Source organism: Saccharopolyspora sp. 7B, from assembly GCF_020177435.1.
Lineage (GTDB): Bacteria > Actinomycetota > Actinomycetes > Mycobacteriales > Pseudonocardiaceae > Saccharopolyspora_C > Saccharopolyspora_C gregorii.
In genome coordinates this window covers 19,822-41,481 of sequence record NZ_JAIUKC010000031.1, presented here as the reverse complement: position 1 = coordinate 41,481, position 21,660 = coordinate 19,822, and the positions used below count along the sequence as shown (strand labels likewise).

19 protein-coding genes and 1 pseudogene are annotated in these 21,660 nt (G+C 70.0%); 15 read left to right on the top strand and 5 right to left on the bottom strand.

Features of this window, described 5'->3' with window-relative positions; genetic code table 11:
- Positions 1 to 409: pseudogene (locus LCD33_RS06610) on the bottom strand (two-component sensor histidine kinase); the annotation flags it as partial.
- Positions 410 to 533: 124 nt separating this feature from the next.
- Between LCD33_RS06610 and LCD33_RS06605 the strand changes: the two are divergent.
- Both LCD33_RS06605 and LCD33_RS06600 read left to right on the top strand, forming a co-directional pair.
- Positions 534 to 1,214 carry a methyltransferase domain-containing protein gene (locus tag LCD33_RS06605; protein WP_224966024.1) on the top strand — a complete coding sequence of 227 codons (681 nt, stop codon included), beginning with the start codon at positions 534 to 536 and terminating at the stop codon, positions 1,212 to 1,214.
- Complete coding sequence (locus LCD33_RS06600; protein WP_224966025.1) at positions 1,214 to 2,086, top strand: DedA family protein; 873 nt, start codon at positions 1,214 to 1,216, stop codon at positions 2,084 to 2,086. The genes LCD33_RS06605 and LCD33_RS06600 overlap by 1 nt, the downstream gene beginning before the upstream one ends.
- Here the strand turns inward: LCD33_RS06600 and LCD33_RS06595 are convergent.
- Positions 2,071 to 2,856 carry an AfsR/SARP family transcriptional regulator gene (locus tag LCD33_RS06595; RefSeq protein WP_224955506.1) on the bottom strand — a complete coding sequence of 262 codons (786 nt, stop codon included), beginning with the start codon at positions 2,854 to 2,856 and terminating at the stop codon, positions 2,071 to 2,073. The two genes, LCD33_RS06600 and LCD33_RS06595, sit on opposite strands and share 16 nt — an antisense overlap.
- Positions 2,857 to 3,540: 684 nt before the next feature.
- Between LCD33_RS06595 and LCD33_RS06590 the strand changes: the two genes are divergently transcribed.
- From LCD33_RS06590 to LCD33_RS06580, 3 genes are all read left to right on the top strand, one after another.
- Positions 3,541 to 4,890 (top strand): MFS transporter, encoded by a 1,350-nt coding sequence (locus LCD33_RS06590; RefSeq protein WP_224955507.1) that lies wholly within the window; start codon positions 3,541 to 3,543, stop codon positions 4,888 to 4,890.
- Between the two features lie 474 nt (positions 4,891 to 5,364).
- The gene (locus LCD33_RS06585) at positions 5,365 to 6,558 is read left to right on the top strand and encodes a CaiB/BaiF CoA-transferase family protein (RefSeq protein ID WP_224966027.1); all 1,194 of its coding nucleotides are present in this window, start codon (positions 5,365 to 5,367) and stop codon (positions 6,556 to 6,558) included.
- Positions 6,555 to 7,328, top strand: a complete 774-nt coding sequence (locus LCD33_RS06580; RefSeq protein WP_224955509.1) for an enoyl-CoA hydratase/isomerase family protein — start codon at positions 6,555 to 6,557, stop codon at positions 7,326 to 7,328. The genes LCD33_RS06585 and LCD33_RS06580 overlap by 4 nt, the downstream gene beginning before the upstream one ends.
- A gap of 15 nt (positions 7,329 to 7,343) precedes the next feature.
- Here LCD33_RS06580 and LCD33_RS06575 read toward each other — a convergent pair whose 3' ends face one another.
- Positions 7,344 to 8,117 carry an IclR family transcriptional regulator gene (locus LCD33_RS06575; RefSeq protein WP_224955510.1) on the bottom strand — a complete coding sequence of 258 codons (774 nt, stop codon included), beginning with the start codon at positions 8,115 to 8,117 and terminating at the stop codon, positions 7,344 to 7,346.
- A gap of 54 nt (positions 8,118 to 8,171) precedes the next feature.
- Positions 8,172 to 9,437 (bottom strand): SLC13 family permease, encoded by a 1,266-nt coding sequence (locus tag LCD33_RS06570; protein WP_224955511.1) that lies wholly within the window; start codon positions 9,435 to 9,437, stop codon positions 8,172 to 8,174.
- A gap of 146 nt (positions 9,438 to 9,583) precedes the next feature.
- On the opposite strand from LCD33_RS06570, the gene LCD33_RS06565 reads away from it, so the two are divergent.
- The 7 genes from LCD33_RS06565 (at position 9,584) to LCD33_RS06535 (ending at position 19,438) form a co-directional block, all read left to right on the top strand.
- Entirely contained in the window at positions 9,584 to 10,750 is a 1,167-nt protein-coding gene (locus tag LCD33_RS06565) for an alanine--glyoxylate aminotransferase family protein (protein WP_224955512.1), read from the top strand.
- Positions 10,750 to 13,617, top strand: a complete 2,868-nt coding sequence (locus tag LCD33_RS06560) for an FAD-binding and (Fe-S)-binding domain-containing protein (RefSeq protein ID WP_224977621.1) — start codon at positions 10,750 to 10,752, stop codon at positions 13,615 to 13,617. Before LCD33_RS06565 ends, LCD33_RS06560 begins: the two co-directional genes overlap by 1 nt.
- A 118-nt stretch (positions 13,618 to 13,735) precedes the next feature.
- Positions 13,736 to 14,200, top strand: a complete 465-nt coding sequence (locus tag LCD33_RS06555) for a YbaB/EbfC family nucleoid-associated protein (RefSeq protein WP_224955514.1) — start codon at positions 13,736 to 13,738, stop codon at positions 14,198 to 14,200.
- Positions 14,201 to 14,202: 2 nt separating this feature from the next.
- Positions 14,203 to 14,517, top strand: a complete 315-nt coding sequence (locus LCD33_RS06550) for a type VII secretion target (RefSeq protein WP_224955515.1) — start codon at positions 14,203 to 14,205, stop codon at positions 14,515 to 14,517.
- On the top strand, positions 14,514 to 15,215 hold the full coding sequence (locus LCD33_RS06545; protein WP_224966029.1) for a WXG100 family type VII secretion target: 702 nt from the start codon (positions 14,514 to 14,516) through the stop codon (positions 15,213 to 15,215). Before LCD33_RS06550 ends, LCD33_RS06545 begins: the two co-directional genes overlap by 4 nt.
- A gap of 90 nt (positions 15,216 to 15,305) precedes the next feature.
- Positions 15,306 to 19,061, top strand: a complete 3,756-nt coding sequence (locus LCD33_RS06540; RefSeq protein ID WP_224977619.1) for a DUF6531 domain-containing protein — start codon at positions 15,306 to 15,308, stop codon at positions 19,059 to 19,061.
- Positions 19,062 to 19,084: 23 nt separating this feature from the next.
- Positions 19,085 to 19,438, top strand: a complete 354-nt coding sequence (locus tag LCD33_RS06535) for a hypothetical protein (RefSeq protein ID WP_224977618.1) — start codon at positions 19,085 to 19,087, stop codon at positions 19,436 to 19,438.
- Positions 19,439 to 19,645: 207 nt separating this feature from the next.
- On the opposite strand, the gene LCD33_RS06530 is transcribed toward LCD33_RS06535, so the two are convergent.
- Complete coding sequence (locus tag LCD33_RS06530) at positions 19,646 to 19,825, bottom strand: hypothetical protein (protein ID WP_224966032.1); 180 nt, start codon at positions 19,823 to 19,825, stop codon at positions 19,646 to 19,648.
- 195 nt (positions 19,826 to 20,020) lie between these two features.
- Here LCD33_RS06530 and LCD33_RS06525 point away from each other — a divergent pair, with 195 nt between their 5' ends.
- From LCD33_RS06525 to LCD33_RS06515, 3 genes are all read left to right on the top strand, one after another.
- Positions 20,021 to 20,506, top strand: a complete 486-nt coding sequence (locus LCD33_RS06525) for a hypothetical protein (RefSeq protein ID WP_224966033.1) — start codon at positions 20,021 to 20,023, stop codon at positions 20,504 to 20,506.
- 200 nt (positions 20,507 to 20,706) lie between these two features.
- Positions 20,707 to 21,081, top strand: a complete 375-nt coding sequence (locus tag LCD33_RS06520; protein WP_224966034.1) for a hypothetical protein — start codon at positions 20,707 to 20,709, stop codon at positions 21,079 to 21,081.
- Positions 21,078 to 21,473 (top strand): DUF433 domain-containing protein, encoded by a 396-nt coding sequence (locus tag LCD33_RS06515; protein ID WP_224966035.1) that lies wholly within the window; start codon positions 21,078 to 21,080, stop codon positions 21,471 to 21,473. The genes LCD33_RS06520 and LCD33_RS06515 overlap by 4 nt, the downstream gene beginning before the upstream one ends.
- Positions 21,474 to 21,660 lie beyond the last annotated feature (187 nt).

The following is a 21,660-nucleotide window of genomic DNA, read 5'->3' as shown; positions in this document are numbered from 1 at the left end:
CGCCCGCCCACATGCCCAGCGCCGCCACCGCGACGAGCAGCAGCACCAGCACGTACACCCGGGTGCCCCACAGCGAGTGCTGCGGCTGCAGCAGGTTCCCGCCCATCGCCGCGACCGCGCACACCGCCGCCACCACCAGCCTGCCGCGCTTCGCGCAGGAGTACAGCACCACCAGCAGCGGCAGCACCGTCCCCAGCACCGCGGCCACCAGGACCGCGGGCACCGCCGCGACCGCCAGGTTCCGCCCGCGCCACGCGAGCGCGATCCCGGCCAGCAGCACCGCGCCGACCTGCGGGCTCAGCACCACGCCGCCGGCGCGGACGTAGGCCTCCTGCGCGGACAGCAGCGAGACCGCGACGAGCAACGCCGCCTCCACCCACCACCGCGTGCGCGGCGGTACCGCGGTCACCGGGTTGCTCCTCGTCGCCACGACGGACGAGCATAGGGAGCCGCCGCCCCCCTACTTTCGTACCGGATCTCCGTGGCCATGAGACCGATGGTGCCCGTTGATCCCGCCAGTAGCGTGCAACGACGTGGACCCAGTGCAGACCAGCAGCAGCACGTCGCCCGGACGGTTCGCCTTCTCCCGCGAGGCGTTCCGCAGCTTCCGCGTCACCGGGGCGATCGCCCCCAGCAGCAGACGGCTCGCCGCCCGGCTCGCCGCGCCGCTGCTGCCGCCGCAGCACCGGCCACCGGCCAGGGTGCTCGAAGTCGGGGCGGGCAGCGGGGTGGTGACGCGGGAGCTCGCCGACCGGATCGGCCCCGCCGACCGGCTGGACGTCGTGGAGATCAACCCGCACTACGTGCGGATGCTCGACACCGCGCTGCGCACCGAGTTCGCGCTCTCCGCCGTCGCCGACCGGATCGCGCTGCACGAGGTCTCGGTGCTGGACGCGCCGCTGGAACCGCGCTACGACGTGGTCGTCTCCGGGCTGCCGTTCACCAACTTCGAACCCGAGCAGGTGTGGGCGCTGCTGGACCGGCACCTCGAACTGCTCGTTCCGGGCGGGCACCTGACCTTCTTCGGCTACCTGGGCACGCAACGGGCCCGCGCCCTGGTGAGCGGCCCGACCGAGTCGCGGCGGCACCGGGCCGCGATGGAGGTGGAGCGCGAGTTCGTCGAGCGCTACGGCCTCGGCCGCTCGACGGTGTGGTGGAACCTGCCGCCCGCGCACGTCTGGCACCTGCGCGCACCCGCGGCGGAGGACCGCTGATGCCGTCACCGGCCGACTGGCTGGCGCAACTGCCGCCGCCGGCCGCCTACGGGTTGCTCGCCGGGCTGGTGTTCACCGAAGGGATCCTGGTGATCAGCCCGTTCGTGCCCACGCTGGGGCCGCTGCTCGTCGCGGGCGCGCTCGTCTACGCGGGGGTGCTGGAACCGTGGGCGGTGGTGCTGGCCGCTTCCGTCGGCGCGATCTGCGGGGACGCGCTCGGCCACTGGACCGGGCGCCACCTCGGCCCTCGGCTGCGGGAGACCCGGTTCGCGCGTCGCGTCCCGCGCGCGTGGGACCGCGCGAGCGAGCTGTTCCGCCGCAGCGGCGGGCCCGCGCTGGTGCCGTGCCGGTTCGTGCCGCTGGTGCGGTCCGCGGCTCCGCACCTGATCGGCGCGTCCGGCCTGCCCTACCGCCGGATGGCGCCGTGGAGCGCGCTCGCCGGGGTGGTGTGGGCGTGCGGGGAAGGCAGCGTGGGCTACCTGGCCGGGGCGTCGTACTCGCGGCTGGCCGGGGCGTTCGGCGCGATCCCGGCCGTGGCGGTGCTCGTGCTGGTGGTGCTGGGGGTCGTGTACTGGCGACGGCGCGGCTCCGGTGGGGCGGACGGCTCGGACCGGTCGGCCGATGCGGCGGACCGCGCGGATTTGGAAGGCGCGGATCCGGACCGTGCGGGTCCGGACCGTGCGGGTCCGGAGGACGCGGATCCGGAAGGCGCTGGGCCGGCAGGCACGCGCCCGGACCGGGCCGATCCGGTCGGAGCGGGCGCCGGGGCCGTGGAACCGGGCGTCGCGGACGCGGGGGGAGCGGACCGTCCCGGCCGCGCGGGTCCGCGGCACCGCGCGCAGCGGCGTCCCGGCCGCTACGACGCGGTGTGAAGCGGCGGCACCTGGTCGTCACGCAGGATCGCCAGGTGCAGATCGCGCAGCTGCGGTCCGGGCTCCACGCCGAGGCCGTCGCGGATGCGCGAGGTCAGCTCGGCGTAGGCCAGCAGCGCCTCCACCTTCCGCCCGCAGCGGTAGAGCGCGAGCAGCAGCTGCTGCCAGAACCGCTCGTGGAACGGATGTGCGGAGGTCAGCGCCCGCAGTTCGCCGATGAGCTCGCGGTGGTGGCCCAGTTCCAGCTCCAGTTCGCCGCGCCGCTCCAGCGCTTCGATGCGCTGCTGGTGCATCCCGGGCACCACGTCGCGGTGCAGCGAGTCCGAGGCCACGTCCGGTAGCGCGCGCTCCCCGCGCCACAGCGCCAGCGCCTCGCCGAGGGCGGCGGATTCGCGGAGCCGGTCGTGGGCGGCCTCCGCGGCGCGCGCCTGCTCCAGCAGCTCGATGAAGCGGGCGAAGTCGAGGGTCTCCGGGGACGCCTGGAGCGTGTACCCGGCGCTGGAGGTGCGGATGAGGTCCGGCGCGCCGGGCGCGTCCGCGATGGCGTGCCGGAGCCGGGTCAGGCAGGTGTGCAGCGCCCGGCGCGGCCGGCAGGGCGGCCGGGAGTCCCAGATCCGGTCCACGAGCTCGTCGACGCACACCACCTGGTTGAACTTGACCAGCAGCGCGGCGAGCAGGATGCGCTGCCTGGATCCGGGTACGTCGAGACATCGCCCGCCGCTCCCGACGGTGAGCGGGCCGAGGACGTGGAACGACAGCGGTTTCGTCACGTGGAGCCCCCAGTTGTGCGGTGCGGTCCCGGCATGCCGGTCGGCCTCGGCGGTGCGCGGGCTGGGTCGCGTTCGACCGGCGGTCGGCGCGGCGATTCCCCAGATCGCGGCCGGGATTCCCGAGTCATCGGCGGCGCGCGAGCGGCCGGCCCGGGAGTTGATTTTCACTTTTTAGCATCGATCTTCAACGGCCGGCAATGCTGCGTACGGGGTCTTACGAAAGTAGGTGGGCGTCCCCGGATCGGGGGTTTTTCCCCGGATCGGCGGAACTGCGCGCGCAATTTTTCGATAATCGTGTTAAGAGGTCGAATCGCGGTGCGGAGACTTCGATCACGGTTCGCTCAATCACTGTCCGTGCAACCGGCTCCGCCGGTGGGTGACCGCTATGCGAATATCGGTTCGAATGTCCGAGTCGCCAGGTGGCGGCGAGTAAAGTGCAAATCGGACTATTCGAACGAATGCGTGGATAGATTTCGGTCGGTGGATTTCGGTTGACCCGTTCGGGGCACTAAGGTGTCTGCCCAAGGTCGAAAAAGAGTTGTCGAGCAGGAGCCTCGACGGGCCGCCCCGGGGGTGGGCGGCCGAGAATGGATAAGAGGGGTGTTCTCCTTGTCAGGGGCAAGCTCGTCCAACGCGGAATCGGACGACTTCTCGGTATCGGATGTGACGGTCACCGAGCCGGGCGTGATTCGCCGAGCCGTCGGTGCGGCCGCGATCGGCAACGTCACGGAGTGGTTCGACTTCGGCGTCTACTCCTACCTGGCCGTGAAGATCGAAAGCGTGTTCTTCGCCGGCCTCTCGCCGACGATGGGCACCATCGCCACGCTCGGCACCTTCGCCGCGGCGTTCCTGGTGCGGCCCTTCGGCGGGCTGTTCTTCGGGCCGCTGGGCGACCGGATCGGCAGGCAGAAGGTCCTGTCGCTGACCGTCATCATGATGGCGATCAGCACGTTCATCATCGGCATCCTGCCCGATTACCACGCCATCGGCGTCGCGGCGCCGATGCTGTTGTTGCTGGCCAGGCTGCTGCAGGGCTTCTCCACCGGTGGTGAGTACGGCGGCGCGATGGCGTTCATCGCGGAGTACGCGCCGGACCGCAAGCGCGGTTTCCTGTGCAGCTTCCTGGAGTTCGGCACGCTCACCGGCTACGCGCTGGGTGCCAGCTTCGCGACCGGTCTGGAGCTGCTGCTCAGCGAAGAGGACCTGCTGGCCTGGGGTTGGCGCATCCCGTTCCTGATCGCCGGTCCGATCGGCGGCATCGGGTTGTACCTCCGGATGAAGCTGGAGGAGACCCCGGCGTTCGCGAAGATCGCGGCGGAGTCCGAGGGGCGCGAGGGCAACCAGACGCTGGCGGAGTTCCGCAAGATCTTCGTCAACCACTGGCCGGCGATGCTGGTGTGCGGTGGCATCGTGCTGGTCTTCAACGTCACCAACTACGTGCTGACCAGCTACATGCCCACCTACCTCACCCAGACGCTGCCGGACAACGGGCACGCGGGCACGGACTCCACGACGTCCCAGGTGCTGCAGATCGTGGTGCTGCTGGTGTCGATGGTGCTGATCACGTTCATCGGCCGGCTCAGCGACAAGATCGGGCGCAAGCCGGTCATGTACACCGGGTGCGTGCTGCTGGTGGTGCTGGCCATCCCGTCGGTCATGCTGCTGAAGGCGGGCGGCACGTTCGCCACGTTCAGCGGCCTGATGCTGATGGGGTTGATGCTGCTGTGCTTCAACTCCACCTCGCCGTCGGTGCTGCCCGCGCTGTTCCCGACCGACATCCGCTACGGCGGGCTGTCGATCGCGTTCAACATCTCGGTGTCGCTGTTCGGCGGCACGGCCGCGACGGTGATCGCGGCGTTGATCGCGCTCACCGGGAACCTGGACATCCCCGCCTACTACCTGATGGGTGCGGGTGTGATCGGTGCGGTCGCGGTGTACTTCGCGAAGGAGTCCGCGGGCAAGCGGCTGCCCGGCTCGCCGCCGGCCGCGGTGGACCACGAGGAAGCGAAGGTGCTGGTCGGCGCCAAGGACTGACCTCGGACGCGGAAGAGCCCCGTCGCCGTTCTCGGCAGCGGGGCTCTTCTGCGTTCGCGGAGGGGGTTTCAGCGGGGGCTGGCCCGCAGGACCGAGCGGGTCCACGCGGTGATCGCCCCGGCGATGGCGAACAGTCCGACGGCTTCGACCGACAGCGCGACGATGATGTGGCTCATCCGAGTCTCCTGTGACAACGCGACGTGATTCTTGTCCGGGGGAACGTCGCTGGAGGCTGATCAAGGCTCCGAACCGGCCTCTCGTTGCCACTGCTCGACCTTCTCCCGCCCGGTGAATCGCCACACCGGAGCTGTGTATTTCACGTGGCCCCCAAGTCGTCCTGTGATGTGCGGCACAGGTCGACATGCGCTCCGACCTGCGGTTCTCCGGAACCTTGACCGCGGCTCCGCCGTGCTCGTACGGTTATGCCGTCACAGACAGGTCGTGCCGTGCAGCGGCACAGATCGGCGGGCAACGATGACGTTCGCGCTGGAAAACCTGACCGTGCTCGACCTGACCCAGGTCATGGCCGGGCCCTACTGCTGCCAACTGCTCGGCGACCTCGGCGCCGACGTGATCAAGGTCGAACCGGTCGGCGGCGGCGACGCCACCCGCCAGGCCACCGGGCACCGGCTGCCCCGCGGCACCAGCGCCGCCTTCCTCGCGGTGAACCGGAACAAGCGCAGCATCGCGCTCGACCTCAAGACCGATGCCGGGCTCGACACCTTCTACCGGCTGGTCCGGGACGCCGACGTCGTGGTGGAGAGCTTCCGGCCCGGCGTCGCCACCCGGCTCGGCGTGGACTACCCGGCGCTGCGCGAGCGCAACGAGCGGATCGTGCACGCCTCCCTGTCCGGATTCGGGCAGACCGGGCCGTACGCGGGGCGTCCTGGCTACGACCTCATCGCCCAGGCCATGAGCGGGATCATGAGCGTCACCGGCGAACCCGGCGGCCCGCCCACCAAGTCCGGGGTGCCCGTCGCCGACCTGTCCGCCGGGCTGTTCTGCGCCGTGGGCATCCTCAGCGCCTGCCTGTCCCGGGCCGCCACCGGGCGCGGGCAGGCCGTGGACACCTCGCTGTACGACGCGGCCCTCGCCCTGTCGATCTGGGAGACCTCCGAGCTGTGGGCCACCGGCGAGGCACCCGGCAGGCTCGGCTCCGCGCACCGGGTCAACGCGCCCTACGAGGCGCTGCCGACCCGCGACGGGCACATCACCGTCGGTGCCAACAACGAACGGCTGTGGCGGCGGCTCTGCGCCGTGCTCGACCGGCCCGAACTGCCCGCCGACGAGCGGTTCGCCACCAACACCGACCGGGTCCGCCACCGCGCCGAGCTCGCCGCCGAACTCGCGACGACCCTGCGCACCAGGGACACCGAGGAGTGGACCGAGCTGCTGCTGGCGGCCGGGGTGCCCGCCGGACCCATCCGGGACTACGCGCAGTCCTGCGCCGACCCGCACACCCTCGCCCGCGAGATGGTCGTCGAGGTCGACCACCCCGGCGAAGGCCCGGTGCGCGCGCTCGGCGTCCCGGTGAAGCTCAGCGGCACCCCCGGGCGGATCCGCAGGCCCGCGCCCGCGCTCGGCGAGCACACCGACGAACTGCTGCGCGCCACCGGCCGCACCGACGAGGAGATCCGCGCCCTGCGGGCCGAAGGAGCCGTCGCATGAGCGGGCGGGTGCGCGTCGAGATCGACGGAACCGTCGCCACCGCCACCTTCGACCGGCCCGAAGCCCGCAACGCCATGACCTGGCGGATGTACGACGAGCTCGCCGAGTTCTGCGCGCGCGTCGCCGCCGAACCGCGGGTGCGGGTCGCGGTGCTGCGCGGCGCCGGGGGCGAGGCGTTCGTCGCGGGCACCGACATCGGCCAGTTCCGGGACTTCGACGGCGCCGCCGCCGGGCACGACTACGAGCGGCGGGTGGAGGCGGTGCTGGACGCGGTGGAGCGGATCCCCGTGCCGACGATCGCCGTCGTCGACGGCTACGCCACCGGCGGCGGACTCACCATCGCCGCGGCCTGCGACCTGCGGATCTGCTCGGAGCGGGCGAAGTTCGGGATGCCCATCGCGCGCACCGTCGGCAACTGCCTGTCGATGCGCAACCACGCGCTGCTGGTCTCGCTGATCGGCGCGGGGCGCACGATGCACCTGATCTGCACGGCCGGTTTCCTCGACGCCGAGGCGGCCGAACGCGCCGGGCTGGCCTCCGAGGTGCTCCCGGAATCCCGGGTCGACGCGCGGGTCGCGGAGCTGTGCGAGCGGATCGCCGGGCACGCGCCGCTGACCATGCGCGCCACCAAGGAGGCCGTGCGGAGGCTGCGGGGGCACGCGCTGCCACCGGGGGACGACCTGGTGGAGTCCTGCTACGGCAGCGCGGACTTCCGCGAAGGCGTGCGCGCGTTCACCGAGAAGCGCCGCCCGCAGTGGCTCGGCCGGTGATGCCGGATGGGCGGCTCAGCCGGGCAGGACCGCGGGGCGGTGGCCCAGCGTGGCGCTCACCCGGGCGGCGGCCTCCGCGACCAGCGCGCCGTAGCGCTCCCGCAGCTCCGGGGTGATCCGGCCGGCCGGTGCGGAGATCGACAGTCCCGCGACCGGATCGCCGGTGTCGTCGAAGATCGGCGCGGCGACCGCGGCGATGTCGGCGCGCCACTCGCCGGTGTTCGCGGCGTAGCCGAGCTCGGCGACCCGGTCGAGCTCCGCGAAGAACTCCGCCCAGTCCACGATCGTGTTGTCGGTGTAGCGCACCAGTTCCTCACCGAGGATGGGGCGCACCGCTTCCCGGGGCATCGCCGCCAGCATCGCCTTGCCGTTCGACGAACCGTGCAGCGGCACCGTGCTGCCCAGCGGCACCACCGCGCGGATCGGGTGCTCGGTCTCGACCCGCTCGATGAGCACCGCGTGGTCGCCCTCGCGGACCATCAGGTGCGCCGTCTCGCCGGTCTCCCGGCGCAGCTCGTGCATGACGGCCGCCGCCGCGTCCCGCACGCCGATGTCGGCGATGGCGCGCTGGCCCACCTGGAAGGCGCGGGTGGTGAGTACCCAGCGGGTGACGTCCGCGCCGTCCGGGCAGATCCAGCCCGCCGTCCACATCGTCCGCAGCGCCCGCTGCACGGTGCTCTTCGGCATCCGCAGCCTGCGGGCGAGGTCGCCGACCCCGGCCGGCTGGGTGTGCGCGACCTCTTCGAGCACCCGGAAAGCGGAGAGCACGGTGCGCATTCCTTCGCTCATCCCGGAAGCCTAGCCGGTCCGCCGCGCCGATCCGGTGCTCGCCGCGGACGGCGCTCACAGCCACCCCGGCAGCACGAACAGCGCGCAGGACACCACCGGCCCGACCGCGATCATGCTCAGGCCCCAGGCCATCAGCCGCCGGAACACGCCCTCGCGCAGCTCCGGCGGAGCGCCCGCCACGACGAGCGCACCGCTGGTGGAGAACGGCGAGGAGTCCACGACGGACGCGGACACCGTCAGCGCGATGATCATGCCGATGGCGCCGACCTGTCCGGTGAGCAGGAACGGCACCGCGAGCGGGATGAGCGCGCCGAGGATCCCGGTGGTGGAGGCGAACGCGGACACCGCCGCGCCGATCAGGCAGATCACGAACGCCGCCAGCAGCGGAACGCCGATCCCGGCCACGCCGTCGCCGAGGAACTCGATGGTGCCGATCCGCTCCATCATGCTCACGTAGGTCACCACGCCGCAGATCAGCAGCACCGTCGGCCACGCGACCTCGGCGACGCAGGATTTCGCGGTGCCCGGGTGCAGCACGCACAGCACGGTCGCGATGCTCAGCGCCAGCAGGCCCACGTCGAATTCGAGGGCGAGTGCGCCGACGGCGAGGACGAGCAATCCGGCGAGCGTGAGGATTCGTTGCGCGTCGAGCCGAACCGTGGTCCCGGTGGTCCCGCCGTTGGACGATTCCGCGGATTCTGGTTCGGCTGTTCGGCCGAGGAGTTCGCGTCCACCGAAGAGGAAGAACACGACGACGCTCAGCGCCAGGTTGAACGCGAATTGGCTCGCCCACAGCAGCAGCGGATTTCCCGGGAGTCCGCTGCGTTCGACGACTCCGTTGGTGATTCCGCCGAAGATGCTGATCGGGGAGAACCCGCCCGCGGTGGCGCCGTTGATGATGAGCAGCCCCATCAGCATCGGGTTGATCCGGTAGCGCGCGGCGAAGTTCAGCCCGATCGGGGCCATGATCGCGACCGCGCCGGGCACCACCGCGCCCACCATCGTCAGCAGGCTCGTGACCAGGAACATCACCCACGGAACGAGGGCGATGCGGCCGCGTACGGCGCGGACTCCGGCGTGGATCATCCAGTCGACGGTGCCGTTCGCCTTGGCGATGGCGAACAGCATGGTGACCCCGACGAGGACCGCGAAGAGGTCTCCGGGGAATCCGCCGAACAGCTCGTCGGCGCTGTCGCCGACCAGGAACGTGCCGATGAGGAATGTTCCGAGAAATGCCACGGCTCCCATGTTCACCGAGCGCAGCGTGGCGAGGAGGAATATGAGGACGAGCCCGATGATGGACCAGATCTGTACGGACATGGTGCTCCTGGATTCGAGGCGGTCGTCGGCTCGGGAAGGGAGCGGAATTCATTTCCGTGATGCGAGATCAACGTCTCGTGCCGGGAGAGTATGACCCCGCGCACATTTGACGGTCAAGAGTTCTGAATAGACCAGGGGAGAATCCGATGGCGCAGCCGATCGGCAGGCACTTCCTGCACGTTCCCGGCCCGACGAACGTTCCGGACCGCGTTCTGCGGGCCATGTCCGCACCCACCATCGACCACCGCGGCCCCGAGTTCGCCGCCCTCGCCGCGGAGGTGCTGGCGGGGTTGCGGCCGCTGTTCGGCACCACCGGCCCGGTGGTGGTCCACCCGTCCTCGGGCACCGGGGCGTGGGAGGCGGCGCTGGTGAACACGCTCAGCCCCGGCGACCGGGTGCTGGCCTTCGAGACCGGGCACTTCGCCGCGCTGTGGCGGGAGATGGCGGAGAAGCTCGGCCTGCGCGTCGACTTCGTGCCCGGCGACTGGCGGCACGGGATCGACCCGGAGGTCGTGCGGGAGCGGCTGGCCGCCGACCCGGACGGCGAGATCCGGGCGGTGTGCGCGGTGCACAACGAGACCTCCACCGGCGTGACCAGCCGGATCGCCGAGGTGCGGCGGGCGCTCGACGCGGTCGGGCATCCCGCGCTGCTGCTGGTGGACACCATCTCCTCGCTGGGCTCGGTGGACTACCGGCACGACGAGTGGGGCGTGGACGTGACGATCGCCTGCTCGCAGAAGGGGTTGATGCTGCCGCCGGGGCTCGGCTTCAACGCGATCAGCGCGAAGGCGTTGCGCGCCACCGAATCCGCGCGGCTGCCGCGGTCCTACTGGGACTGGCGGCCGCAGCTGGCGGCGAACGAGCGCGGGTTCTTCCCGAGCACTCCGGCGACGAACCTGCTGTTCGGCCTCCGCGAAGCGCTGGTGATGCTCGACGAGGAGGGCTTGCCCGCGGTGTTCCGGCGGCACCTGCGGCACGCGGCGGCGACGCGGGCGGCGGTGCGCGGCTGGGGGCTGGAGGTGCTGTGCCTGGACGAGCGGGAGCACTCCCCGGCGCTGACCGCGGTGCTGCTGCCCGATGGGCACGACGCCGACGAGTTCCGGCGGGTGGTGCTGGAGCGGTGCAACACCTCGCTGGGCGCGGGGCTGGGCAAGCTCGCGGGGCGCGTGTTCCGCATCGGCCACCTGGGACATCTCAACGATGTGGGCCTGGCCGCGGCGTTGTCCGGGGTGCAGCTGGGGCTGGCCGCGGCGGGCGTCCCGTTCGACGAGCGCGGCATCACCGCCGCGCTGGCCGAGCTGGGGGAGGCGTGATGGACGACCTGGAACGGCGGTTGCGGGCGGACCTGGCCGGTGAGGTGGAGTTCGACGACTACACGCGGCACCTGTACTCCCGCGACGCCAGCATGTACTCGATCACCCCGCTGGGCGTGGTGTTCCCGCGCGAAGCGGCGGACGTGGCGGCGACGGTGGCGGCGGCCGCCGAGCACGGCGTGCCGGTGGTGCCGCGCGGCGCGGGGACCAGCCTCGCCGGGCAGACGGTGGGGCCGGGCCTCGTGCTCGACTTCTCCCGCCACCTGCACCGGATCGTGGAGCTGGACCCGGAGGCGCGCCTCGCGCGGGTGCAGCCGGGCGTGGTGCAGGACCAGCTGAACCGGGCCGCCGCCCCGCACGGGTTGATGTTCGGGCCGGACACCTCCACCAGCAACCGCGCCACGCTCGGCGGAATGATCGGCAACAACTCGGCGGGCAGCGGTTCGGTGCGCCACGGCATGACGATCGACCACGTGCGGGAGCTGTCGGTGGTGCTCTCCGACGCCTCCACCGCCCGGTTCGGCCCGGTCGACGAAGCGGAGCGGCTGCGGCGCGCGGCCGGTCCTGGACTGGAGGCGCGGCTGCACCGGGAGCTGCCCGGACTCGTCGCCGACGGCGCGATCACCGACGGATTCCCGGACTTCTGGCGGCGCGCGGGCGGGTACCGGCTGGACCGGCTGGCCGCGCCGGGACCGTTCGACCTCGCCGAGTTCGTGGTCGGTTCGGAGGGCACGCTGGTGATCGCCACCGAGGCGGTGGTGGGACTGGTGCCGAAACCGCGCCGCACGGTGATCGCCGTCGGGCACTTCACCTCCACGCAGGCCGCGATCGCCGCCACCGGCGACGCGCTGTCCTGCGACCCGTCCGGGGTGGAGCTCATGGACCGCACGATCCTGGACCTGTCCCGGCAGCGCATCGAGTACGCCTCGCTGGGCACCATCCTCGACGGCGATCCGGATGCGCTGCTGTTCGTCAGCTTCACCGGCGACGACGAGGACGAGCTGGTGGCGAGGCTGCGGCGGCTCAGCGCGCGGTGGCGCAAGCACGGGCACGGCTACCACACGCTGGAGGCGGTCACCCCGGCCCAGCAGGAGTCGCTGCTGAAGGTCCGCAAGTCCAGCCTGGGCCTGCTGATGGCCGCGGGTGAGGGCACCCGGCGGCCGCTGGCGTTCGTGGAGGACACCGCCGTCGCGCCCGAGCACCTGCCGGAGTACACCGCGAAGTTCGCGAAGATCCTCGACCGGCACGGCCTGACCGCCGGGTTCTACGGGCACTGCTCGGTGGGCTGCCTGCACATCCGGCCGTTCGTGGACCTCGCCGAACCCGCCCAGGTGGCGACGATGCGCGCGGTCGCCGAGGAGGTGAAGTCGCTGGTCGCCGAGTACGGCGGGGTGAACTCCAGCGAGCACGGCGACGGCCTGGCCCGCAGCGAGTTCAACCGCGAGCTGTTCGGGGAGGAGCTGTACGCGGCGATGTGCCGGGTGAAGCACCTGTTCGACCCGACGGGCACCCTCAACCCCGGCAAGATCGTCGAGGCGCCGCCGATGACCGAGCACCTGCGCGACGCCGAGCAGCCGGTGCCGGGCCCGTTCCGCACCAGGTTGTCCTTCGAGGTCGTCGGCGGCATGCGCGGCGCCGCCGACCGGTGCATGAACATCGGCCTGTGCCGCAAGAGCACCACCGGCGTGATGTGCCCGTCGTACATGGCCACCACCCGCGAGCAGGACGCCACCCGCGGCCGGGCGAACGCCCTGGTGAAGGCGCTGTCCGAACCCGATCCGAAGCGGGCGCTGGGCGACGAGCGGCTGCACGAGGTGCTGGACCTGTGCCTGATGTGCAAGGCGTGCAAGAGCGAGTGCCCGCTGGGCGTGGACATGGCCAAGCTCAAGAGCGAGACCCTGTCGCACCACCACGACCTGCACGGCGTGCCGCTGCGCTCGCGGGTGTTCGGTTCGATCCGGGCGTTGAACCGGCTGGGGGCGGCGACGGCGCCGTTGTCGAACCTGCCGGGCCGGATCCCGCTGCTGCGCAGGCTGGCCCGGCGCGCGCTGGGCATCACCGAGCACCGGCCGCTGCCGCGGTTCCAGCGCCGCCACCTCGCCTCCTGGTTCCGCGGCCGGGGTGCGGCGGGTCCGGCGCCGCGCGGACCGGTGCTGTTCCTGGCGGACTCGTTCACCACGTTCACCGAGCCGGGCATCGGCCGGGCGGCGGTGGAGCTGCTGGAGCGCGCGGGCTACGAGGTGCGGCTGGTGGACCGGGGCTGCTGCGGACGCTCCAGCCTGTCGAAGGGGCTGGTGGACGACGCGAAGGCGAAGGCCCGCGACCTCGTCGCCCGGCTGTCCACTTCGGACGCACCGATCGTCGGGTGCGAACCGTCCTGCGTGCTGACGCTGCGGGACGAGTCGCTGTCGCTGCTGCCGGACGACCCGGCGGCCCGCGACGTCGCCGGCCGGGTGCGCCAGCTGGAGGAGCTGCTGTCGGAGGCGATCGACGCGGGCGACCTGGAGCTCTCCGCGGACACCTGGCCCGCGGGACGGCGGGTGCTGTTCCACGGGCACTGCCACCAGAAGGCCGAGGTCGGCACCGCCGCCACCGTCGGCCTGCTGCGCCGCATCCCCGGCACCGAGGTGGCGGAGCTCGACGCCGGGTGCTGCGGCATGGCGGGCTCGTTCGGCTTCGAGGCCGAGCACTACGAGCTGTCGATGGCGATCGGTTCCGACCGGTTGTTCCCCGCGGTGCGCGCCGAACCGGGCACCACGCTCATCGCCGCGACCGGGGTGTCCTGCCGCCAGCAGATCGCGCACGGCACCCCGCGCGCCGCGCACCACCCGCTGGAACTGGTCCGCGCCGCGCTCGCCGGCCGCTAGGCTGATCGAGTGATCGACCGGCGTTCCGGGCCGTCCCGCGGATGTGGCTGGAAGGCTGGTCGAGCGGACGTGTCGAGCTGGTCGGAGGAGTGGCCGTGGTGATCGAAGGAGCCGGAAGGTGAACGGGGACGTCCTCGACCCCGACGCCGCCCGCGAACGCCTCGCCGCCTGGCGGCAGCGCGCCGAGCAGGTCGCGGCCAACACGCAGGCGATGAGCGAGCGGATCGGCGAGATCCGGGTGACCGCGGGCGATCCGCAGGGCCTGGCGCAGGTCACCGTCGACTCCACCGGGTCGATGGTGGACCTGCGCCTGACCGACGAGATCAAGCGCAAGTCCCCGGACGTCGTGTCCCGGGCCGTGCTCGCCGCGCTGGCCGCCGCGCGCAACCAGGCCGCGGACCGGTCGCAGGAGATCGTCACCGACACCCTCGGCGCCGATTCCGCGGCCGGGCAGGAGATCGCGCAGCGCCTCGGCGACCGGCTGCGCAGCGGACCGGACCCGGCCGAACCCGCCGAGCGGCCCGCCCGGCCGCCGCGCGACGAGTACGACGACTACGACGTGACGAAGGACTTCCGGAGCTGACCATGGCGGACGGGTTCGGTGTTGAAGCCGACCAGCTGCGCGCGCACGCGCAGAAGGTCGAGGCGCTCCAGGCGCGGTTCGGCGCGGTGAAGTCGGCGAGCGCGAACATCGCGCAGGACGACCAGGCCTACGGCGTGCTGTGCTCGTGGATCCCCGGCGTGCTGGAAGGCCGGCACACCAAGCAGGACGAGCTGCTCGCGTTCGTGGAGGAGAACTTGGCGCAGGCCGCGCAGGCGCTGCGCGCGACCGCGGAGGACTACGACCGCCGCGAAGTCGAAGCGGGCGAGGGCTTCGAGGCCGCCGGAGGTGGCCTGTGAGCGACGATTCGCTGGTCGCCCCGGTCGAATCGACGCAGCAGGCGTGGACCGGGGCCGGGACGGCCGACAGCATCGAGGGCCTGGTCACCTCGATCCAGAGCGGCGACTGGACCAGCGGGGTGCTGTCGGGCGTCGGAGTCGGGCTGGAGGTCGCCTCCGCCGTGCTCGACCCGTTCGGCACCTTGCTGTCCAACGGCCTGGGCTGGGCGATGGAGCACTTCGAGCCCCTGCGGGAAATGCTCGACGAGCTCACCGGCATGCCCGACGTCGTCACCTCGCACGCGAACACGTGGACGAACATGGCCGCGGAACTGGCGTCGATGTCCGAAGACCTGAAGGCGGACCTGGAACGCGACCTGCCCGGCTGGGAAGGGGAGGCCGCCGACGCCTACCGCGAGATGATGGGCGCGAACGTGGACGCGGTCGGCGGCCTCGGCGCCACGTCCGCCGCGATGGCCGCCGCGACCGAGGGCGCCGGCGGCCTGGTGCAGATGACCCGCGACATGGTGCGGGACCTGATCGCGGACCTGGTGGCGCGGGTCATCGTGTGGGCGGCCGAGGCGATCTTCGTCGTGACCATCCCGGTCGTGGCCGCGCAGATCGCGTCCGCCGTGGTCAAGTGGGTCGGGAAGATCACCGGCTACATCGGCGACCTGATCGACAGCCTCACCAACCTCACCAAGCTCATCGACGGCTGACCGGGATTCGCACCGGACCTACGTTAAGGCGGGATTGTGGCCAGGAGACCTCGCGGTGGGAACGGCGATGGTGGTGGTGATGCGCCGAGCATGCCGTCGCAGCGGCACGGGAACATCGACGCGAGCAGCAGCGTCTCCGGCGCGCAGGACAGCATCCGGCAGACCGCGCAGGCCGGGCGGCCGGGAGGTTCCGGCCCGGCGTCCTCCGGGAGTACCAGCGCACCACCGTCGGGCAACGGGCACCAGACCGGCCCGGACCTCGGCGGTTCCGGCCCGGACAGCACCAAGCCGTCCGGCGCCGACACGCCCGACGGTCCGAGCGGAACATCGCCGTCCGGCCGCACCGGCTCCCCCGACGATTCGTCGATCCAGGGCAACAACCGCGGTGCCGACGCCGAACGCGTGCCGGACAAGGACAAGAACACCTGCGGCGACCCGATCGACGTGGCCAGCGGCGACATGGTGCTCGCGCAGACCGACGTGGAGCTGGCGGGCGTGCTGCCGCTGGTGCTGCACCGGACGCACCTGTCGTCGTACCGCGTAGGACGGCACTTCGGCCCCAGCTGGTCGTCCACGCTGGACCAGCGGCTGGAGGTCGACGGGAACGAGGTGTCGCTCGCCGCCGACGACGGCACGCTGCTGTTCTACCCGCTGCCCGCCGACGACTCGCCGGTGCTGCCGCGCACCGGCCCGCGCCGCGCGTTGACCCGCACCGCGGACGGCTTCACGATCACCGACGTCGAGCAGGGCCGCACGCTGCACTTCGGCGTCGGCCTCGGGCACGCGGTGCTGCCGCTGCTGGCGATCACCGACCGCAACGGGCACCGCATCGACTTCGACCGGGACGCGGCCGGAACTCCGCTGGAGATCCGCCACAGCGGCGGCTACCGCATCCGGGTCGACTCCGAGGACGGCCTGATCACCGCGCTGCACCTGCGGGAGGCGGCCGACGGCGACGACCTCCGGCTGGTGCGCTACGGCTACACCGGCCGCAGGCTCACCGAGGTCACCAACGCCTCCGGCACGCCGCTGACGTTCACCTACGACGACACGGGCCGGATCACGAGCTGGACGGACCGCAACGGCGCCTGGTATCGCTACGCCTACGACCACGAAGGCCGCGTCGTGCAGGCCGATGGTTCCGGTGGGTTCTTCAGCGGCACGATGTCCTACGAGGACGGGGTGACGCGGTGGACGAACTCGCTGGGGCAGCAGACCACCTACCACCTCAACGAACGCGGCCAGACGATCCGCGAGATCAATCCCGCCGGTCACGAGGTCCGTTCCGAGTGGGACGAGTTCGACCGGCTGCTGTCGCGGACCGACCCGCTCAGGCGCACCGTCCGCTACGAGTACGACGAGATCGGCAACCTGCTGGCCGCCACGCGCCCCGACGGCTCGCAGACCCGCTTCGAGTACGACGAGCTGCGGCTACCGATCACGGTGATCGGCCCGGACGGGACGGTGTCCCGCCGCGAGTACGACGAGCGCGGGAACCTCACGCGGCTGCTCGACCCGATGGGCGCGGCGACGACCTACACCTACGACGAGCACGGCCACCTCACCGCGATCACCGACGCGCTGGGTGGAGTGCGGCGCGTCGAAACGGACGCGGCCGGGCTGCCGCTCTCGATCACCGATGCCGCGGGGGCGACGACCCGGTACGAGCGCGACGGTTTCGGCCGGGCGTCGGCCGTGGTCGACCCGCTCGGCGGCACGACCCGGTTCGGCTGGACCGTCGACGGCGAACCCGCGAGGCGCACCCTGCCGGACGGTGCGACGGAGCGGTGGATCTACGACGGTGAGGGCAACCTCCGCACCCACGTCGACGCGCTCGGCCAGGCCACCCACACCGAGGTCACCCACTTCGACCTGCCCTCGGCGGAGGTGCGTCCCGACGGCACCCGCCTGGAGTTCGGCTACGACACCGAACTGCGGCTGACCAGCGTCACCAACGAGCAGGGGCTCGTCTGGCGCTACGACTACGACGAGGCCGGGAACCTCGTGCGCGAGACCGACTTCAACGGCCGCCAGGTCGCCTACCGGCACGACGCGGCCGGGCAGCTGCTGGAACGCACCAACGGCGTCGGCGAGACCACCACGTTCGTGCGCAACGTCCTCGGCGACGTCATCGAACGCCGCACCCCCGGCGCCACGACCACGTTCACCTACGACCTGGCCGGGCGCCTCGCCGAGGCGATGGACGGCGACACCCAGATCCGCTTCCAGCGCGACGCCGCCGGACGGGTGCTCGCGGAGAGCGTCAACGGCCGCACCGTGCACTCCGCCTACGACGCGCTCGGCCGCCGGGTGCGTCGGATGACGCCGTCCGGCGCGGAGAGCACCTGGGAGTTCAACACCGCCCACCAGCCCACCGCGCTGCACGCGGGCGGCCGGACGCTGCGCTTCGACTACGACGCCGCCGGCCACGAGACCACCCGCGCGCTGGGCGCGAACGCCGTGCTCACCCAGGACTGGGACGCCAACCACCAGCTGCTGGCGCAGCACATCACCGGAGCCACCGGGCACCAGGTCCAGCAGCGCTCCTACCGCTACCGGGCCGACGGCCTGCTGACCGGTGTCAACGACACCCTCACCGGACCCCGCACCTTCGAGCTCGACCGCGCGGGCCGCGTCACCACCGTGCAGGCCGGCGGCTGGACCGAGCGCTACACCTACGACGCCGCCGGGAACGTCACCGACGCGGCGTGGCCGGTGCCCGCGGGTTCGCCCGACGCCGACGCCGTCGGAGACCGCGAGTACTCCGGCACGCTGGTGCGCCGAGCCGGTTCGGTGCGCTACGAGCACGACGACCAAGGCCGCATGATCCTGCGCCAGCGCAGGCGGCTGTCGCACAAGCCCGACACCTGGCGGTACTTGTGGGACGCCGACGACCGGCTGACCGGAGTGCTCACCCCCGACGGCTCGCGCTGGCGCTACCGCTACGACCCGCTGGGCCGCCGCGTCGCCAAGCAGCGCCTCGGACCCGGCGACCGGGTGCTGGAGCAGGTCGACTTCACCTGGGACGGCGTGGTGCTCGCCGAACAGGCGCGCAGCGGTGGAGCCGGTCCCGGTGGCGTCGGCGGCCCGGAGTTCGCCGACCTGCACGTGACGGTCTGGGACTACGAGCCCGGCTCGTTCCGCCCGCTGGCCCAGCGCGAACGCGCACCCCTGCGCCACGCGCCGCAGCAGTGGGTGGACCGGCAGTTCTACTCGATCGTCACCGATCTGGTCGGGTCACCGGCGGAGCTGATCAACGACCAGGGCGGAGTGGCCTGGTTCCATCGGACGACGCTGTGGGGCAACACCCTCGACCACAGCCGCACGGGCGCGTACACACCGCTGCGCTTCCCGGGCCAGTACGCCGACCCCGAATCAGGCCTCAACTACAACTTCCACCGCCACTACGACCCGGCGACGGGGAGGTACGGGAGTTCAGATCCGCTGGGGTTGGCCGGTGGAGTCGATCCGCATCGTTACGTCGATAATCCAAACAAATTTGTTGACCCGTTGGGGTTACAGAGTTGCCCTAACGCTGATTTTGTTGTTGGGGGCAATGGGACAGCTATCCCCACGAGTCGGTCGCGTATGGAATCCGGGTTCCAGGATGCCGGATTCTCGTCGCAACCCACTCAATCCCCCGGAACCCAATACACCATGCCGGATGGTAGTTTGGTGCGAGTAATGGACGCATCCGGGCAAGCGCCAGAGCGAGCATCGTTCACTAACGCGAACGGCGGTCCTGTTGATGGCACGACTGGCAAACCGGTGCAGCCCCCGCCAGGTTTGACTAAGGGGCAACGCGCCGCATATATACGCGAACGTACTCACGTGGAGCTGCACTGATGATAGAGCTAGTCTCGGCCGCAGTGGCCGCCGCACAACCGATGTCGGTACGCGGCGCGGAATTCGCGGATCCGTCACTTACTGTCAATGGCAACGGTTGGTCGCTGAGCGCGGTATGCCCATGGAGGGTACGGCGTGGCGGCGAACTGTGGTTCTCGTGGAGTTCGGAGAATGCTTCTTTGGGGATTCTTGACCTTGTCGGAATGAATCTTATCGCGGTGGAACCCGCTGCGGGTTCGGCGGATCCAAAATTCATCTTCGGCGATAGTGTAGAGATGGAGTTTTTTGCGGACTCTGACCTTGATCCTTGGGTGTTAATCATGCCAGGTAAGACTTATGTCGGGTCCGTTTCTCCTCAGTCTTACAACTCTGACTGACCAGAGTCTATTGTGGCGTGCGGTGGGTGGTTTGCTCAAGAGGCGGCGGTATACCGGGCCGGTGAGGAAGTGGCCGCAGGCGAAGGGGTCCGGAACGTTTCGTAGTGCGCGGGCACCAGGTGCCATCCGGTTTCCAGGACCGAGGTCATCCACGTGCAGCCTGCTAGCGGGTGGTGGTCGGGGAGCGGGACGACTGATCCGCACCGGTCATGAACCGGCATGGCCGTCGCTACGGGCGAGGGCGGCGAGCGGTTCGTGGATTCGTTCGCACTTGGTCACGTCCACGGCGGCCCGGTACGGCTGGCGGCAGTAGTAGCAGGTGCGGATCGTCCGTTCCAGCGGTGTCCAGCCGGACGTCTCCGCCGCGTCCGCGCGGTGCTCGATCATTGATTCGTGTGGGTCGTGACGCTGCATTGCTCAGCCCCCTGCTCGGTCAGGTGAATCCGCGACGCCACTTCCGCTGCGACCGGATTGTGTTGGAAAAGCCGGTGTGCACGTCGTGCCAAGGTGTAATGCAGCAGTTCAGACAGGCATTTCCTGGCATTAAGGTCACTTCTGAAGATCTCTTGGAAGATAAATTTTATGAGCGATCAAACAAAGCCCGACTCCATGGCTGAACTCGTCGCCGATCTCGTCGATCGGGGACTGGCCGCCCGCGATACGATCGAGCCATGTTACCGGGATGAGGTCGAGGAGATTCGCGCCGTCAAGGGTGCGGAGCACCTGCCCGCGCAGTATGAGGAGTTTCTCCTCATAATGGGGCGTCGGGCGGGCGAGTTGCTTCGAGGGAGCGACTTTTTTTACCCGTCGGTGGTCGAACTTGACGGGGAAATGCGTGAGCTCCTGGAGGAGTGCAACGCGTCGCACTTGGCACCGGCCGGTTCAATCTATATTGGTATGCACCAAGGGGGATCTTTGTATTGGATGGCTCCAGGTGACCCTTCTGGTGTCGTATCGGAGTACATTGAGTTCCAGGAGAAGCCCAGTAGAAATTGGCCGAGCCTGCTAGAATTCCTTTCCTATGCGGCGGACGAGCAGTTGCGGACCAAGGAGAAGTACGGGTTGTAAAAATGTTTCCCCGGCCCTTGAGACGATGTGGAAGCTGAGGTGAGAAATTTCAGTGATTCTCTTCGGCAGGATCACGGTGGGACTGTCCCGGAAAGCGACGTGCTGATCGTCGCCGGGTGCGGAACCCCGGGCAAGTGATTTTGGCTGACCCGATCGGGCTGCTCGGCGGCATGGATAGTCACGCTTATGTTTCGAATCCGATGGAGTTCTCCGACCCGCTCGGTCTCGCGCGAAAGAAAAAGTGCAGCGACGAGATCTTTGAGCGGTACGGGAGCAAGAGTGAAGCGGACTCGATCAACGAGGCTGGGGGTAAGCTCACGCCTAAGCCGGAGCGCCACCATAACAACCCCAAGTGGATCGGAGATCGTGGCACAGTAGACCCCAGGACGTTGGGGCAAGGAAAGAACTATACGCATTCCTTCGAGGTCCATGCCAAGCCGGGAACCAGGCAGTGGATGCAGGAAAATGGGCTCGAAGTGAAGCCGACCAATGAGCCTGGAAGGCGCGCTATCCCCGCGAACAAGCTTGACGAGTTCAACAAGCGGGTCAACGGTATCGTCGTTAAGAGGAGGTGACAGCTGCGGTGAGTCCTCGAGAAAATTTCATTGACGCACTGCTTGCCGTCTCGGGGCGGGAGCATGTGGATGCGGACACCTTGACGGCCAGTCTTCGTGAATCGATTCTTGAATTCGGTTCCGAGACCAATGAGAACGTGGAGTGCGCGGAAAATGTCCACTTGAGCGATGTGGAAATGTTTAACGATTGGACATCCCGAGTCATTACCGTGGGTGAAAAGCGAGTTCCGGTCGCTGACATCATGAACTTCGCCGAAGGTGTTCCTGTGCCTGTGGAGGTTCAAGAGCAGTTTCCATCCCTTTCTCGGGCGGATTGGGATGCTGCGTTGCGGTTGGTGACTCTTGTGGTGTCCGCGCTTCACCGATCGCCTGCGGAAACCATTGGTCCGTAAGCGTATAGAGCTCATCAGGAGCTAAAGCGGCGTCGTCTTATTTTGTCGCGCCACTCTTCGGTCGATCAAAATCGAGAGTTAAGCGGAATATTTTTTGGGATTTTTTCTGAAATTTTTTAGGCGATCGTCTTGTTGATTAGGCATGTGCCTTTGCTCGACTGGTGAGTCGTTGAACGCGGATCTCGCT